The sequence below is a fragment of the Streptomyces sp. S3(2020) genome, assembly GCF_013044505.1.
Lineage (GTDB): Bacteria > Actinomycetota > Actinomycetes > Streptomycetales > Streptomycetaceae > Streptomyces.
The window spans coordinates 24133-40206 of sequence record NZ_JABERD010000027.1; the positions used below are offsets into that span (position 1 = coordinate 24133).

Here is a 16074-nt window from a genome sequence, read left to right on the forward strand (position 1 = left end):
CCACGCGAGCGCACTACTCGGATGAGGTGAGAGCAGGTGCCGGAGCACGAAGCGGCAGTACGGCAGGGAACGCCGGCGCGGCTGGTCGGGGACTTCCTGTACCGCCATCGCGAACGGATCGCCCAGCGCTGGGCCGACGAGCCGCTGTTCCGCAGTGTGTTCACCCTCTCGCGGGACGAGGCCGTGGAGGCGGCCCGGACCGTGGTCGAGGCATTGGCGCAGGTGGCCGAGTCGGACCGCGTGTACGACACGGACGCCTCCGGATTCGCGGTCGTGCGCGAGCAGTTGGCCCGGATGGCCGCCGCGCGTTCCCGCGCCGGGATCACCATGGCCCAGGTGTCGGGGGAGGTGGAGGCCCTGCGCCCGCCCGTCGCGGGCTTCCTGGTCGAGGAGTTCCCGGAGGAAGCCGCCGAGCGGGTACGTGAGTGCACGACCGCGCTCACCGTGCTGATGGGGACACTGCGACTGGTCGTGCTGGACACGGCACTGTCCGAAGGGCAGGCGCTCATCGAACGCCAACAGCTCCAGCTGCTGGAGGTCGCCACCCCCGTGATCAAGCTGTGGGACGGCGTCGTGGCGGTACCGCTGATCGGCACCCTCGACAGCGCGCGCAGCCAGGTCGTCATGGAGACGCTGCTGGAGGCCATCGTCGACCAGCACGCCCGCTTCGCGATCCTCGACATCACCGGTGTCCCCACCGTGGACTCGCTCGTCGCCCAGCACCTGATGAAGACGGTGGCGGCGGCGCGGCTGATGGGCGCGGAGTGCGTCGTGTCGGGCATCCGCCCGGCGATCGCCCAGACCATCGTCCATCTCGGCCTGGACCTCGGCACGGTGGTCACCCGCGCCAGCCTGGCGGACGCGCTGGCCCACGCGTTGCACGAGCTGGGCGTCGGTATCGTCGCGCCGGCCTCCGGCGGTGCGGGGACACGATGAGCGACGGGCTCCACCACGGCGTCGCGGTCCACGTACCGGTGCTGCGTCTGGGCGAGGTTCTCCTGGTCACCCTCCAGGGCGACCTGCACGACAGCATGGCGCAGCAGCTCCAGCAGGACATCGCCGTCACGATCGCGGACAGCCAGGTGACCGGCGTGGTCATCGACATCTCGGGAGTGGAGGTCGTCGACTCCTTCCTCGGCCGCGTGCTCGCCGAGATCGCGGCCAACGCCTCGCTGCTGGCGGCCCGGACCGTACTGGCCGGCATGCGGCCCGCAGTGGCGATCACCCTGGTCGAGCTGGGGCTGACACTGCCCGGACTGCGTACCGCCCTCACCACGGAGACGGCCTTGGAGCTGCTGGCACCCCGCACCGCGGCGGCCGACCCCGGTGGATCGCCTCAGGAGCATCCTTGATGCCATCGTCCACAGCCGCCGAGGCGATCCTGCCGATCCGTTCCGAGATGGATCTCGCCTGGGTGCGCCAGCACGTGCGGCAGGCCGCCGGCCTGCTGGGCTTCGGACTGGTCGCGCAGACCAAGCTGGTCACCGCCGCCAGTGAACTGGCCCGCAACACGCTGGTGCACGGCGGGGGCGGCCGGATGGAGTCGGCAGAGGTGACACAGGGTCGCGCGCGCGGCCTCCGGCTGGCCTTCGCCGACGAAGGACCCGGCATCACCGACCTGGAGCGGGCGCTCGTCGACGGCTACACCTCGGGCGGCGGCCTGGGCATGGGGCTGGGCGGTGCCCGGCGCCTGGTCCACGAGTTCACCATCGACAGCACACCGGGAGCGGGCACCACGGTCACGGTGGTCTGCTGGGCCTCGCCGCCGCGCTCCTACGGAGGCGTCTGATGCCGCGCGTGTGGGACGTACCGGTCCACGATTCCACCCGGATACGGGACGCCAGGGTCGCCGCCGAGCACGCCGCGACCCTGGCCGGACTCGACGAGGCACGGACCGCGGCCGCCGCCCTGGTGACGACGGAACTGGCCACGAACCTGCTCAAACACGCGAAGGGAGGCCGCCTGCTCCTAGACGTCGTGCCCGGGCAGGTGCCGGCGGACGGCGGCGACCCGAGCCGGCTCGTGCAGATCGCGGCGATCGACCACGGCCCCGGCATACCCGACGTCACCGCCGCCCTGCGCGACGGCTTCACGACGACCCGGTCGCTGGGCGCGGGCCTGGGCACCTGCCGACGCGTCGCCGACGCTTTCGCGGTGCACAGCGCCCCGGGCCGGGGCACGGTCGCGCTGGCCCGCATCGGCCCCGCCGGACGGGACACCGCACCAGAGACGGGCGGACCACGGGCGGACGGACTACGGGCGGACGGACTACGGGCTGGCGGCGTCAACCTCCCTTTCGGCGGGGCCGAACACTCCGGGGACGCCTGGGCCTGGGCCCGATCCGGCGACCGCGTGACGCTGCTGCTGGCCGACGGCCTGGGCCACGGATCCCAGGCGGCCCACGCCTCGACGGCGGCCGTACAGGCGCTGCGCGGATCAGCCCACCTCGCCCCGGCAGAGCTCCTGCGTCAACTCGACACCGCTCTGCGCGGCACCCGGGGTGCCGCCGTGGCCGTGGCCCAGGTCGACACCGGCACCGGGACGCTCCGTTTCGCCGGCCTCGGGAACGTGGGGGCCTGGCTCTGGGAGGCGGATGCCTGGCACCCCCTGCTGTCCCGCCCCGGCATCGCCGGCGTCCACCGGCCGCGGACACTGCCCGAGGACCTCAGACACTGGGGCACCGGCCAGGTGCTGCTCCTGCACAGCGACGGCCTCCCCAGCCGTCAGAAGCCGCCGTCCGCACCGGACCTGCTGTTCGCCGATCCCGCCCTGATGGCGGCGGTCACCCTGCGCGACAGCGGCAGCGCCGCCCGGCCGGCACGTGACGACACCGCCGTGGCGGTCCTGACCCGGGTACCGGAGGAGGGCCGTTGAAGCACACCTGGCCGATCGACACCGCCACCGACGCGGCCCTGGCGCGCATCGCCACCACCCGCCTGGCCGCGGCGCACGGACTGTCACCGCTGCAACGCACCCGCCTCACCACGGCGCTCAGCGCACAACTGCGCGAGTGCCTGGCCAAGGACGGCTCCTGGCTGCTCACGCTCCACGTCACCAAAACGGCCGCCGAGCAGGCGCATCTGCATGTCACGGTCACCGCCACGGACCCCGCCGCACATCCCCCGTGGCGGACGAGCGCCGCCTGCGCCCTGACGCCGATCGCGGACGACCCGTCGGTGGCGGACTCCCCGGCGGTGCTGGCCGAGTCGCTGCTGGACGCCGACGAGGACACGGCCGTCCTGCTGGACAGACTCGCCGAGCAGGAACGACTGGTGGCCTTCCACCGGGAGGAACTGCATCAGACCAATCAGGGCGTACTCGCCCTGCACGCCGAACTGGACGCGGCCGGACAGGCACAGAGGGAAGCGTTCGCCGCCGAGCACCGGGCCCGCAGACAGGCCGAGGACGCCCGCCGACGCCTCACCTTCCTGGCCGACGCCAGCGCGGCCCTGACCTCCCTCAACCACGACGAGGTCGTACGCCGGCTTCCGGAACTGCTCGTGCCGGAGTACGCCCGCAGCGTCGACATCTGGCTGTTCGACGGCGACGACGACCGCCGCCCCCCGACATCCCACCCCGCCGCGGCCGTGACCGCGGCCCGCACCGGACGGCCCCAGTACGCCGCACTAGAACCCGGCGAACTGCCCGGCGTCGACGACCAGCCGCCCTCGGCACTCGATCCCGGACGTCCGCTGCTGTGCGTCCCGTTGCCCACCCGCCGGGCACCGCTGGGAGTGCTGACCCTGGCGCCGCCCGGCGAGCGCTGGGACCCCGACGACGCGGTCATGCTCATCGAGTTCGTCCGCCGCGCCAGCATCGCGATCGATAACGCCCGGCGCTTCGAACGCAATCGGGACATCGCCGAGACGCTCCAACGGGCCCTGCTGACGGACCTGCCCACCACACCGGCGCTCCGACTGGCCGCCCGCTATCTGCCGGCCACCCACGGGCTGAACATCGGCGGTGACTGGTACGACGCGTTCCGCCGGCCCGACGGCTCGCTGGTCACCGTCATCGGAGACGTCACCGGACACGGACTGCGCGCCGCCGTCATGATGAGCCAACTCCGCACCGCCCTGCGCGCCTACGCCGTGGACGGCAGCAGCCCCGGCACCCTGCTGACCCGACTGCACACGTTCCTCCACCACCTCCAGCCCGACTTGTACGCCACCGCCGTCATCGCCCGCTTCCACCCCGACGAGCCCACGCTGACCTGGGCGGCCGCAGGTCACCCACCGCCGCTGCTGCGGACCCCCGACGGCCGGGTACACACGCTGGACGCCAAGCCCGGCGCGATGCTGGGCATCCCACTGGACCAGCGGATCGAGGACCACACCGTCCACCTCCCACCCGGCTCGACCCTGGCCCTCTACACCGACGGCCTGGTCGAACGCCGCGCCCAGGGAATCGATCCGGGCATCGCCCGCCTCGCCGCCGCACTCGGGGCGTTCGGGCCCGCGGAACTGGAGGACCTCGACGGCACGGCGGACCGCGTGCTGGGCCCACTGCTGAGCGACTCCGAGCGCGACGACGACGTATGCCTGCTGCTGTGCCATGTCGCGCGGCACGCCACCGCCGAACGGTGACGATGCCCGAGGTCGCGCCCGTGGGCTCGGCAGCCTTCTTCGGCCCGCATCCGCGGTGCGCCTGCTCGGCGCCGGCGCCCGCATCGCCCTGGAGCCCAGCGTCCACGTGAGGGCACGCGACTCGTCGGAGACCGCCTCAGCCGACCATGTCGTAGCAGGCGCGGACCCGGTCGAAGCGGCGGGCGGCCAGGTCGTCCCGGCGGATCACCCAGTAGGCGACGCCCAGGTCACCCTCGGTCAGATCCTCACCGCCGATCTCCGCGAGCAGCACCCAGTCGCCCGGTCCGTGGTCGTGCTCGGTGAGGGGATCCGCGTTCCACACCCAGGGATAGCCGCCTATCTGCACCGGCCCGCCTGGCTGCATCTCGCCGCACCTCTTCCACCACACCGAGCCCAGCTCGTCGCCGTGCGGGAACTCCTCCGTGTCCGAGCCCCGGTTGGGCAGCGAGGGCTCGGTCGTCAGACGGAGATCCTGGGCCGGGTGGACGGTCGGCGGCCATTCGCCGTCGGGCGCGCGTTCGGAGACCGGCGTGCCGGGCGGGACGTAGACCAGGCGGGCCCAGTCGTCGTCGCTCCACGGGTCCTCGGTGTCCGCGAAGAAGAGCAGCGCGCCGTCCGTCGGCAGCGGGATGTCCGTCGCACCCGGCGGGATGGCTGCCAGGTCGACCGAGGCGAGGAACGGCAGCTCCGGCACGGGCTCGCCCTCGGGCATCGGCGGCAGCCCGCCGAGCCGTCCGGCCACCGGACCGGCGGGCGGCTCCTGACCGGCGGGGCTCAGTATCGCGCAGTGCCGGACGGTGGTGAGCCACCGCTCGACCTCGTCCTGCGGTAAGTCACGGCTGCGGGCTTCGTCACGGAACGGATCCATCGATGTCATGGCGGCGAGTATGCCAGCGGCGATCATGACGGACCGCGCGGCCCCAGAAGGCCTCGCCTCCCGGGCGGAACCCGCTCCCCAGCCGCCCCGAGGGGCTCAGCGCAGTCGGCGCGCGCGGAGGACCAGGTCGTCGGTGTGATGCGCGCCGGCGCCTCCGTCGGGTGCGACGCGTGGCCGTTGCTCGTCGACCTGGATCTCCCAGTCCTCGTCGAGGAGGTCGGCGACCATCGAGGGCCAGACGTAGTCGGCCGGGTCGAAGTCGCTGTCGTGCGAGTGCTGGGTGTCCATTCCCGCGTGGTGGACGAGCAGCAGTGTGCCGCCGGGCGCGACGGCCGCGAGCAGCGCCCGCTCGGCGGCGGCGTCGGGGGTGCGCAGCAGGGCCGGGTACTGCGCGGAGACGAGGTCGAAGGAGGCCGGCGGGAGTGCCGCCTCGGTGAGAGTGGCGTGGACCCACCGGACGGTGAGGCCGGCGTCCCGGGCGTGCCCGGCCGCCCGCTCCAGTGCCACGCCGGAGACCTCGACCGCGGTCACGTCCCAGCCGCCGCGCGCGAGCCAGACGGCGTCGGCGCCTTCACCGCAGCCGACGTCGAGTACACGCCCGGGTGTGAGCCCGGCGAGCTCGGCCACGAGTGCGCCATTGGGCCGGCCGCTCCACAACTGGTGGCGGTCGGCATAGCGGTTGTCCCACTCCGCCCGCACCGCGGGGTCTCCGAGGTATCCGTCGGCGGGCGGTACTGCTGCGATGTTGTCGGTCACGAGCCCACCGTCGCCCACCACGTATCGGATTGCCAGCCTTGTTGCCGGTCCGGCAAACCAGCCGGTGTCAGCTGACAGTCGCTCAGCGGATCGTGGGCCGGAAGCAATTGGAGGGGCGAAGGTCACAGAAGCATATCGGGCATTTAGTGCTTCGATCTTCACGGAAGGCTCACAAGTTGGCTAAGTTGAAACTGTCTGCACGAATTCCTCCGATAGACAGGTGGACTCGTGCACTCTCGTACGGAAGGAGTGCCGTTTCCATGGCGCCGGAACGAACCTCGCCCACCGGAGTGATCGCCGTCCCGGGCAGGGACGACTCCCCTGCATCGGGTGCTCTCACCGCCGAGGCCCGGCTCGCGCAAGCCGAGGGGCCCAGTCGCGACGAGGTCCGGCGCAAGATCGACAGCCTCTACGACCGGGCCGAGAGCGACACCGGCACCTTCAATGCGACCCGCGCCGCCGCGATCCCGCGCCAGCGTGGCGAGGCCGGCCGCGACCGGTCCCAGGAGGACATGCAGCCCGCGGTCGGAGCACTCGCCCGTCAGTGGTTCGACGCCGCCCGTTCCAAGCTGGGCCCGACCGTGCCGGTCGCACAGCCGGACAGGAGGACGCCCGCCCGTCCCGACCGCGCGCCCGAGCGGGCACGACCCGCACGCCCGACGGAACGTCCCGCGCAACCCCTCGCCCTCGAAGCGCCCAAGGCGCCCACGGGCGCTGTCCGGGAGTTGACCAGCGGAGCGACCCAGGCACCGACCACGGGATCCCTTCCGGAGCTTCCCGCCCCATCCGTCGCGCCGGCCGCGACAGCCGAGCCCCAGTGGGACGAGAGCGCCTGGCAAACCGGAGCGCAGCCGGTCCTCGGCGGCGACGGGGCGGCGTGGCCGGTGTACCAGCCGGCCCCGGCGCCCGCCCCGGAGCCCACCGCGACACCGGCAACCGCCCCGGACCCCGCCGGGACTGCCTACTGGGCGGAGCTTCCCGCGAGCGGAGGGGAGACCTACGGTGCCGGTCCGGCGACCGGCGCGACCGCGACGTACGGCATGGCTCCGTCGGCCGGTCCCACCGCGTCCTACCTCACGGCTTCACCGGCCGAGATGGCCGCCGCGTCCTACCTCACCGCCTCGCCGGCCGAGATGGCCGCTGCTTCTTACCTCACGGCTGCACCGGCCGAGGTGACCACCGCGTCCTACCTCACCGCCTCGCCGACCGAGATGGCCACCGCCTCCTACCTCACCGCCCCACCGGCCGACATGACCACCGCGACCTACGGCGCCGGCCTGCCGGACGTCCCCGCGTCCGCCTGGGCGGTCCCTGCGCAGGCGGCACCCGTCGAGACGGCCGCCGCACCCGTCTACGCCTACGCCGCACCGGCCATGGCCGGTGCCGCTCCCGCCTACGCCGCACCGGCCGTGGCCGCCGCCCCGACGGCACCCGTCACCTACGCGGAACCGGTCACCTACGCGACACCGCTCACCTACGCGGAACCGGTCACCTACGCGGCACCCGAAGCCCTCTCCACCCCCCTCGCACCCGCCGCCCCCGGCGGATCGTGGCGGTCGGCGGACCCGGGCCACAGCACCCAGGCCGAGCGGGTGATCGCCTTCGCCCGGGCGCAGATCGGCCGGCCCTGTGTATGGGGTGCGGTCGGGCCGGGATCGTACGACGCCCCCGGTCTCACCCAGGCCGCGTGGAAGGCCGCGGGAGTCACGCTTCCCCGGACCGCCCCGGCCCAGTGCGGAGGGGGGATGCAGGTCTCCCTCGCCGACGTCCGGGTCGGAGACCTGGTCTTCTTCCACGACGACCTCGGGCACGTGGGCATCTGGAGCGGGGACGGCATGATGATCCACGCCCCGGGCCCGGGAGCGACCATCCGTGAGGAGTCGGTGTTCTTCGCCGGCCAGGCCGCGATCAAGGGCGCGGTCCGTCCGGCCTGACGCCCAGCTCCCGCTCCCGCTCCAGTCTCCGGCGAATGGCCGGTGAGTACGGCGGCCTCACACCGCGTCAGGTCCGCTGCGAAGCCGCCGCGTGCCAGCAGTTCGGCCACATGTGCGAGCGGCTGTGCCGTTGGCAAGGCGGGCAGCAGACGCAGCTCCCCCGCCTGTGACGGGGGAGGGGGACGGACCGTGGACGTGTCCGCCGACTCGGCGAACCGGGCGAGTTGAGTGGGTGAAGCTTGGGCCCGCGTTCGTGTCGCGGGGCATGCATGTGGCTCGCGGCCGTACCCGGCCGAGGCGACGGACACGACGCGCTGGAGGCGAGCCTTGAACCAAAGAGACGGCCAATCCGACCACACGACCCATCAAGTCCCGGTCCTCATCGTCGGCGGTTCCCTCGTCGGCTTGTCGACCTCGCTGTTCCTGGGCCGGTTGGGCGTACGCCACACACTGGTGGAGCGTCATGCCGGCACCTCCATCCACCCGCGTGGACGCGGCAACAACGTCCGCACGATGGAGCTGTTCCGGGCGGCCGGTGTCGAGCCGGGGATCCGGGAGGCCGCCGCCACGCTCGACGACAACCACGGGATCCTCCAGACACCCACCCTGGTCGGCGACGCGGGCGAGTGGCTCTTCAAGGAGATCGACGCGGGCGGCGCGCTGGCCCGCTTCAGCCCCAGCTCATGGTGCCTGTGCAGTCAGAACGACCTGGAGCCGGTGCTGTTCGAGCACGCCGAGCGGCTCGGCGGCGATCTGCGGTACGGGACCGAACTGCTGTCGTTCGACAGTGGTCCCTCCGGCGTCACCGCGGTGGTCAAGAGCCGGGAGACGGGCGAGCACACCACCATCCGAGCGGACTACCTCGTCGCGGCGGACGGTCCCCGCAGCCCCGTCCGCGAGCAGCTCGGCATCGCGCAGAGCGGTCGTGGCGACCTTTTCAGCAACGTCAGCATCACCTTCCGGTCCCGCCGCCTCGCCGATGTCGTCGGCGACCGGCGTTTCATCGTCTGCTACCTGACAGACCCGGAAGCCGACGGCGCGCTCCTGCCCGTGGACAACCACGAGAACTGGGTCTTCCACGCCCCCTGGCACCCCGAACAGGGCGAGACCCTGGAGGACTTCACCGACGAGCGGTGTGTCGAGCACATCAGGCGTGCGGTCGGAGTGGCCGACCTCGATGTGCAGGTCACCGGCAAGGCTCCCTGGAACGCCGCCCAACGCGTCGCCCGCAGCTACCGGGCCGGACGGGTCTTCCTGGCCGGCGACTCGGCCCACGAGATGTCCCCCACCGGGGCCTTCGGCTCCAACACCGGTATCCAGGACGCGCACAACCTGGCGTGGAAACTGGCCGCGGTGCTCGGCGGCTGGGCGGGGGAGGGGCTGCTGGACACCTACGACGCCGAGCGGCGCCCGGTGGCCGAGGCGACCAGTGCGCGCGCCGCCGCACGGTCGGTCGAGCACAGCCACCCCGGCTTCGCACCACCGCCCGGCATGGGCGGAGGCGGCGGTGGCGGTGGCGGTGGTGCCGGCGGTGGTGGCCCCCAGCGCGGCATCCTCAACGTGGTCCTCGGCTACCGCTATCCGCAGGGCGCCGTCGTCGGCACCGACCCCGCGGCGCCGGTCGTACCGGAACGCTTCGACCTGTCCGGCGAACCCGGCAGCAGGGCACCCCACTTGGCGGTACGTCACCGAGGCGAACGGATCTCCACCCTCGATCTCTACGAACGGTCGTTCGTCCTGCTCAGCGACGCCGATGACCCGAGTGGCTGGCACGAGGCCGCCGTTCGGCTCGCCGAAGCGATGTCCGTCCCGCTGATGTCGTACCGGGTGGGCGGCGCCTCCGACGCCGAGCTGACGCCCGAGGGCGACACGGACTGGTCGGCCGTCCATGGAACGGAGCCCGGTGGTGCCGTACTTGTCCGGCCCGACGGGTTCGTGGCCTGGCGGTCCGCAGGGCCGGACCCGGACGCCGAGTCGGTACTGCGCCAGGTCCTGACCACGCTGCTGGCAGCGGTCTGACCTCGGGCGACACGGCCGGCCGACCCCTCGACAGGGTCGGCCGGCCGTGTCATGCGGTCGCGACTTCGCCCCGCCGGGACCCGGGCGGATTCACCCGTGTGATCGTCCCGAGTTGTGACGGCAGGTCAGCTGACTGACGGTGGATCACGTCGAGGGCGGGTCACATCAGCTGACGAAGTGCCAGCTGTCCGCCCCCCGACGGAGGGAACGTCAGATGCACTCTGCGCGCATGCTCCTGGCCACCGCGGCGGCTTCGACCGTCCTCGTTCTCGGCGCCGCCCCTGGTGCCTTCGCGGCCGGGAACGACTGGGAGGACCACACGGACTCCTCGTACAGCAAGGACCACGACAAGGAGCAGGACAAGGAGCACGGCAAGGACGGCAGCCACGACTCGCCGCGCGGTGGCATGCACACCGGTGGCGGGGCACTGACCGCGGTGAACGCCGACGGCTCGGACACCGCGAAGGACCCCAAGTTCGACCCGGAGACCTACAAGGACAAGGAGCAGGGCAAGGACTCCGGTAGCGGGAAGCAGGACGAGGGCTCCTGGAGCAAGGACGACAGCGACTCCTGGAGCAAGGAGGACGGCGGCGACTCCTGGAGCAAGGAGGAGAAGCCCAGTGGCGGAATGCACACCGGAGGTGGCGCGTTGGCCTCGCCGGCCGTGACCGCGGGTGGGCTGGCCGTCCTGGCCGTCATCGGCACCGGTCTGTACTCGGTGCGCCGCAAGAAGACCGCCGGAAGCGTGGCCTGACCCATGCCGGATGCGATAGCCGCTGTGGCCGCCACGCTCTTGCCGCGTGGCGGCCCCGCCGGCTTTCCCCGTGCTCCGCCCCTCGTCCCAATCGCTGCCGTGCCCTGGTGAGGTCGTGTCCGATGGCAGTTCGTCCCTCTTCCCCCGCAGACAACCCGTCCCGTACCAAGGCGATGGTGATCGGCGCCGCGGCTGCCCTGGTGCTCGCCATCAGCCTGTTCGGCGGCAACGACACCGCGTCCGACACCGAATCGTCCGCCGCCCCCCGCCCGTCGCGGGCCGCCCACACCGCCGCGCCCGCTCCGCCGGCCGCACAGCCCGCGGGGAAGCACCTGCCGCGATCGAGGCCGGTACGCCTGCTCATTCCGAAGATCTCCGTCGACGCCCCCTTCACGGAACTCGCCATCGGCCGCACAGGGCAGCTCGAACCGCCCCCGGCCGCCGACACCAACCTCGTCGGCTGGCACGCCAAGGGAGCGTCCCCCGGCGAGGCGGGCACGTCGATCATCGCGGGACACGTCGACACGGCGACGTCGGCGGCCGTCTTCGCGGACCTCGGAGAGCTGGAGAAGGGGGATGCCTTCCAGGTCAGACGAGCCGACGGACGCACGGCGTCCTTCGTGGTCGACAGCGTGGAGACGTTCGACAAGGACGACTTCCCCAGCCGGCGTGTGTACGCCGACACGGCCCAGGCGCAGGTCCGGCTCATCACCTGTGCGGGTGACTACGACCGCACGGTCCGGGACTACACGGACAACCTGGTGGTCTTCGCCCACCTCACCTGAGGCGGCCCCGGCCTCCCGGGCCGCAGGTCACCCGGGCAGTGGCATACGAGTCGCGCGCTTGTGGGAGCGGGCTCAGGATCGAACGCATCGAGGCATGTCGGTGGCATATCGACGTGACTGAGATCCGTCCGCTTCCGCCCCCACGAAGGAGATGTGCGCAGTATGACCACCACGTCCGAACGTGTTTCGGAATCTCTGATGCGACAGGCGTCGCAACGCGTCTCCCAGTCCGTGTTCGACGGCTCGCCGCTTCGCGTCGTCCTGCTGGTGGACGTCTACGACGGTGCCCAGCAGCAGTTCCTGGAGGCCTACGAGCAGCTGTGCAACCAGGTCGCGTCCGTCCCCGGGCATGTCAGCGACCAGCTGTGCCAGTCCATCGAGAATCCCTCCCAATGGCTCATCACGAGCGAGTGGGAGAGCGCCCCGCCCTTCCTCACCTGGGTCAACAGCGAGGAACACGTGCGGATGGTGGAGCCACTGCACAGCTGTGTCCGGGACACCAGGTCACTGCGCTTCCACATCGTCCGCGAGACCGGCGGTCCGGCGGCGGAGACCGAGCCCGGCGCGCGTCGGCTCCAGGGGGCACCGAGAATCGGCGACGGGCTGATCCGGCACGCGCTCACCTTCACGGTGAAGCCGGGCAGCGAGGCGACCGTGGCCGAGATCCTGGCCGGGTACACATCACCGGAGCCGAGGGTCGACGACACCACCCAGCTGTGCCGCACCTCCCTGTTCATGCACGGCAACCGGGTGGTCCGGGCCATCGAGGTGCGGGGCGACCTGCTCGCCGCGCTGCGCCACGTCGCCAAGCAGCCCGAGGTGCGGGCCGTCGAGGAGGCCATCAACCCCTATCTGGAACAGGACAGGGACCTCGACGACCCCGAGTCCGCCCGGGTCTTCTTCACCCGAGCGGCACTGCCCGCCGTACACCATGTGACGGCAGGTCAGGAGAGCCCGGACGCGGTGCGGCACGCGCTGTACTACCCGGCCCGTGAGGGGTGCGGGATGCGGCTGGCCGAGTTGCTGGCCCGCCAGGACGAGGCGGCGGCGGACGATCCGCGCGGCTCGGTGCTGCGCAGCACGATCTTCCAGCGTGACGACGTCGTCGTACGGCTGGTCGACCTGCGCGGCGGCCTCGACGCCGACCCGAGTGCCGTTCTCACGGATCGCTCCGAGGCGGCCGAGCTGGCGGAACTCCTCGACGGCGGAGCCCTCGGGGCGGACGGTGCGGCGATCGACGCTCGCCTCCTGACGGGCTCCCGCATGGACCTCGTCACCGACCGTCGAGCTCCCGACGCCTGATCCGCCGGTACCCGGGCCGTGACGGCCGCGCCCCCCTGTCGATGCTGCACATGTTCGGAGGAACGTCGTGAACAACCGCCATCCCGGAATCGTGGATGTCAGCGAGGTCGAGCCCAACACTCGGCGCGGTGGCGACCTGCGTGCCCTGCTCACCCCCACCACCGTCGGCTCGACCAGCGGCTTCATGGGCGTGGCCATCATCCAGCCCGGCGACCGCATCGCCGAGCACTACCACCCGTACTCCGAGGAGTTCATCTACGTCCTCTGCGGGCAACTGGAGGTGGACCTGGACGGTGAGCCCCACCCGCTCCAGCCCGAGCAGGGCCTCCTGATCCCCGCCCACATGCGCCACCGCTTCCGCAACGTCGGCAAGGTGGAGGCCCGCATGGTCTTCCACCTCGGCCCGCTCGCCCCGAGCCCGCCGCTCGGCCATGTCGACACCGAGGACGCCGACGGCGTACCGATCGTGGTGGAGGCGGCCCACGGAGGTGCGGGACGGACAGCCGAGCGATCCCAGGTTCCTTCATGACGAGGCGCGTGGCGGTCACCGGCCTGGGTGTCGTCGCCCCGGACGGCATCGGCATACCGGCGTTCTGGGATCTCCTGTCCAACGGACGTACGGCGACGCGGGGCATCACGTTCTTCGACCCGTCCGGGCTGCGTTCGCGGATCGCCGCCGAGTGCGACTTCGACCCGGCGGCCCATGGTCTGGACGCGGAGCAGGTCGCCCGGTGCGACCGGTACATCCAGTTCGCCCTGGTCGCGGGGGAGGAGGCGATACGGGACTCCGGCCTCGACCTCGCCGTGGAGAACCCGTGGCGGGTCGGGGTGTCCCTGGGCACCGCGGTCGGCGGAACCACCCGGCTGGAGCAGGACTACGTGCTGGTCAGCGAGCGCGGCAAGCGCTGGGACGTGGACCACCGGGAGGCCGCCCCCCATCTGCACCGGGCGTTCTCGCCCAGCACCCTCGCCTCGGCGGTGGCGGAGCGGTTCGAGGCACGCGGGCCGGTGCAGACGGTCTCCACCGGCTGTACCTCGGGGCTCGACGCGGTCGGGTACGCGTTCCACACGATCGCGGAGGGCAGGGCCGACGTGTGCATAGCCGGCGCCTCCGACTCCCCGATCTCACCGATCACGATGGCCTGCTTCGACGCGATCAAGGCCACCTCCCCGAACAACGACGACCCCGCCCACGCCTCACGGCCCTTCGACGCCGACCGCAACGGGTTCGTCATGGGGGAGGGCGGCGCGGTCCTCGTCCTGGAGGAGCTGGAACACGCGCTGGCCCGCGGCGCGCATGTGTACTGCGAGATCAGCGGCTACTCCACCTTCGGCAACGCGTACCACATGACCGGTCTGACCAGCGAGGGCCTGGAGATGGCCCGGGCCATCGAGGACGCCCTCGACCAGGCCAGGCTCGACGCCACGGCGATCGACTACGTCAACGCGCACGGATCGGGCACGCAGCAGAACGACCGGCACGAGACGGCCGCGGTCAAACAGGTCCTGGGCGCGCACGCCTATGACACGCCGATGAGTTCCATCAAGTCCATGGTGGGCCACTCGCTCGGCGCGATCGGTGCGATCGAGCTCGTCGCCTGCGCGCTGGCCCTGACCCACCAGGTCGTCCCGCCCACCGCGAACTACGAGACCCCGGACCCCGAGTGCGACCTGGACTACGTCCCGCGCATCGCCCGCGAGCGAAAGCTGAACAGCGTGCTCTCCGTGGGCAGCGGGTTCGGGGGCTTCCAGTCCGCGGTGATCATGAACCTGCCGAGGGAGAAGACACGATGAGGGAACCGCATCCTCGGCGCGCGGCCATCACCGGCATCGGACTGGTCGCGCCCAACGGAACCAGCGCCGAGACCTTCTGGAAGTCGACCAGGGAGGGCATCAGCGTCCTGGACCGGATCACCCGGGAAGGATGTGGGCACCTGCCGCTGCGGGTGGCCGGTGAGGTCCGGGACTTCGACCCGCCGTCCGTGGTCGAGGAGCGCTACCTCGTCCAGACCGACCGGTTCACGCACTTCGCGATGGCCGCGGCCGACCAGGCGCTCGACGACGCCGGCCTCGACCGGGCCGGCACGGACGCCGCGCCGTTCTCCGTGGGCGTGGTCACCGCGGCCGGTTCCGGTGGCGGCGAGTTCGGGCAGCGGGAGCTGCAGCAGCTGTGGGACAAGGGCAGTCGCTACGTCGGGCCGTACCAGTCCATCGCCTGGTTCTACGCCGCGAGCACCGGCCAGATCTCCATTCGCCGCGGCTTCAAGGGCCCGTGCGGGGTGGTCGCCGCCGACGAGGCCGGTGGCCTCGACGCTCTGGCGCATGCGGCGCGCGCCGTGCGGCGCGGCACCGACGTGATCGTGGCCGGTGCGACCGAGGCGCCACTGGCCCCCTACTCGATGGTCTGCCAGCTCGGCTACGAGGAGTTGAGCGCCGTCGAGGACCCGGACCGCGCCTACCGTCCCTTCACCGCCACGGCCTGCGGTTTCGTGCCTGCCGAGGGCGGCGCGATGCTCGTCGTGGAAGAGGAGACCTCGGCCCGTGGACGGGGCGCGTCCGTACGGGCCACCCTGGCGGGCCACGCGTCGACCTTCACCGGAGCCTCCCGCTGGGAGCAGTCCCGGGAAGGGCTGGCCCAGGCCATCCGGGGCGCCCTGGACGAGGCCGACTGCGCCCCCGAGGACATCGACGTGGTCTTCGCCGACGCCCTCGGGGTACCGGAGGCGGACCGAGCGGAGGCGCTGGCGATCGCGGACGCGCTGGGCGCGCACGGCAGACGCGTCCCTGTCACCGCGCCGAAGACCGCCATCGGCCGGAGCTACTCGGCGGCGCCCGTGCTGGACGTCGCCGCGGCGGTGCTCGCGCTGGAGCACGGTCTGATCCCGCCCACCCCCAACGTCTTCGACCCCTGCCACGACCTCGACCTCGTGACCTCCCGCGCCCGTGCCGCCGAACTGCGCACGGCGCTGGTCCTCAGCCGGGGACTCATGGGGTCGAACTCGGCGCTCGTGCTACGGCTCGGCGCCGGCGAAGCCTCGTGACGAGGCATCACGCAGCACCC

15 protein-coding genes are annotated in these 16074 nt (G+C 72.1%); 13 read left to right on the forward strand and 2 right to left on the reverse strand.

What is annotated here, in order from left to right:
* Positions 1-36 precede the first annotated feature (36 nt).
* Genes HLK59_RS11870 through HLK59_RS11890 form a run of 5 tightly spaced genes read left to right on the forward strand, consistent with a single transcriptional unit; the run spans position 37 to position 4586 of the window.
* On the forward strand, positions 37-936 hold the full coding sequence (locus tag HLK59_RS11870) for an STAS domain-containing protein (RefSeq protein ID WP_171141325.1): 900 nt from the start codon (positions 37-39) through the stop codon (positions 934-936).
* On the forward strand, positions 933-1352 hold the full coding sequence (locus tag HLK59_RS11875; protein WP_171141326.1) for an STAS domain-containing protein: 420 nt from the start codon (positions 933-935) through the stop codon (positions 1350-1352). Before HLK59_RS11870 ends, HLK59_RS11875 begins: the two co-directional genes overlap by 4 nt.
* Positions 1352-1789 carry an anti-sigma regulatory factor gene (locus tag HLK59_RS11880; RefSeq protein WP_171141327.1) on the forward strand — a complete coding sequence of 146 codons (438 nt, stop codon included), beginning with the start codon at positions 1352-1354 and terminating at the stop codon, positions 1787-1789. Before HLK59_RS11875 ends, HLK59_RS11880 begins: the two co-directional genes overlap by 1 nt.
* Complete coding sequence (locus HLK59_RS11885; RefSeq protein ID WP_171141328.1) at positions 1789-2874, forward strand: ATP-binding SpoIIE family protein phosphatase; 1086 nt, start codon at positions 1789-1791, stop codon at positions 2872-2874. Before HLK59_RS11880 ends, HLK59_RS11885 begins: the two co-directional genes overlap by 1 nt.
* Positions 2871-4586, forward strand: a complete 1716-nt coding sequence (locus tag HLK59_RS11890; RefSeq protein ID WP_171141329.1) for a SpoIIE family protein phosphatase — start codon at positions 2871-2873, stop codon at positions 4584-4586. Before HLK59_RS11885 ends, HLK59_RS11890 begins: the two co-directional genes overlap by 4 nt.
* 136 nt (positions 4587-4722) lie before the next feature.
* On the opposite strand, the gene HLK59_RS11895 is transcribed toward HLK59_RS11890, so the two are convergent.
* Together HLK59_RS11895 and HLK59_RS11900 are read right to left on the reverse strand one after the other, a co-directional pair.
* Positions 4723-5463: a YwqG family protein gene (locus HLK59_RS11895; protein ID WP_171141330.1), complete on the reverse strand. Its 741-nt coding sequence runs from the start codon at positions 5461-5463 to the stop codon at positions 4723-4725.
* A 96-nt stretch (positions 5464-5559) separates the two neighbouring features.
* The gene (locus HLK59_RS11900) at positions 5560-6219 is read right to left on the reverse strand and encodes a class I SAM-dependent methyltransferase (RefSeq protein ID WP_171141331.1); all 660 of its coding nucleotides are present in this window, start codon (positions 6217-6219) and stop codon (positions 5560-5562) included.
* Positions 6220-6479: 260 nt separating this feature from the next.
* On the opposite strand from HLK59_RS11900, the gene HLK59_RS50925 reads away from it, so the two are divergent.
* From HLK59_RS50925 to HLK59_RS11940, 8 genes are all read left to right on the forward strand, one after another.
* On the forward strand, positions 6480-8153 hold the full coding sequence (locus tag HLK59_RS50925; protein ID WP_240982355.1) for a C40 family peptidase: 1674 nt from the start codon (positions 6480-6482) through the stop codon (positions 8151-8153).
* A gap of 327 nt (positions 8154-8480) precedes the next feature.
* Entirely contained in the window at positions 8481-10172 is a 1692-nt protein-coding gene (locus HLK59_RS11910; protein ID WP_171141332.1) for an FAD-dependent monooxygenase, read from the forward strand.
* Between the two features lie 214 nt (positions 10173-10386).
* Entirely contained in the window at positions 10387-10926 is a 540-nt protein-coding gene (locus HLK59_RS11915; protein ID WP_171141333.1) for a hypothetical protein, read from the forward strand.
* 122 nt (positions 10927-11048) lie between these two features.
* Positions 11049-11711 carry a class F sortase gene (locus tag HLK59_RS11920; RefSeq protein ID WP_171141334.1) on the forward strand — a complete coding sequence of 221 codons (663 nt, stop codon included), beginning with the start codon at positions 11049-11051 and terminating at the stop codon, positions 11709-11711.
* Positions 11712-11873: 162 nt separating this feature from the next.
* The gene (locus HLK59_RS11925) at positions 11874-13013 is read left to right on the forward strand and encodes a SchA/CurD-like domain-containing protein (protein ID WP_171141335.1); all 1140 of its coding nucleotides are present in this window, start codon (positions 11874-11876) and stop codon (positions 13011-13013) included.
* A gap of 67 nt (positions 13014-13080) precedes the next feature.
* Positions 13081-13542, forward strand: a complete 462-nt coding sequence (locus tag HLK59_RS11930) for a cupin domain-containing protein (protein ID WP_171141336.1) — start codon at positions 13081-13083, stop codon at positions 13540-13542.
* Entirely contained in the window at positions 13539-14807 is a 1269-nt protein-coding gene (locus HLK59_RS11935; protein WP_171141337.1) for a beta-ketoacyl-[acyl-carrier-protein] synthase family protein, read from the forward strand. The genes HLK59_RS11930 and HLK59_RS11935 overlap by 4 nt, the downstream gene beginning before the upstream one ends.
* Positions 14804-16054 (forward strand): ketosynthase chain-length factor, encoded by a 1251-nt coding sequence (locus HLK59_RS11940; protein WP_171141338.1) that lies wholly within the window; start codon positions 14804-14806, stop codon positions 16052-16054. Before HLK59_RS11935 ends, HLK59_RS11940 begins: the two co-directional genes overlap by 4 nt.
* The last annotated feature ends 20 nt before the right edge of the window (positions 16055-16074 follow it).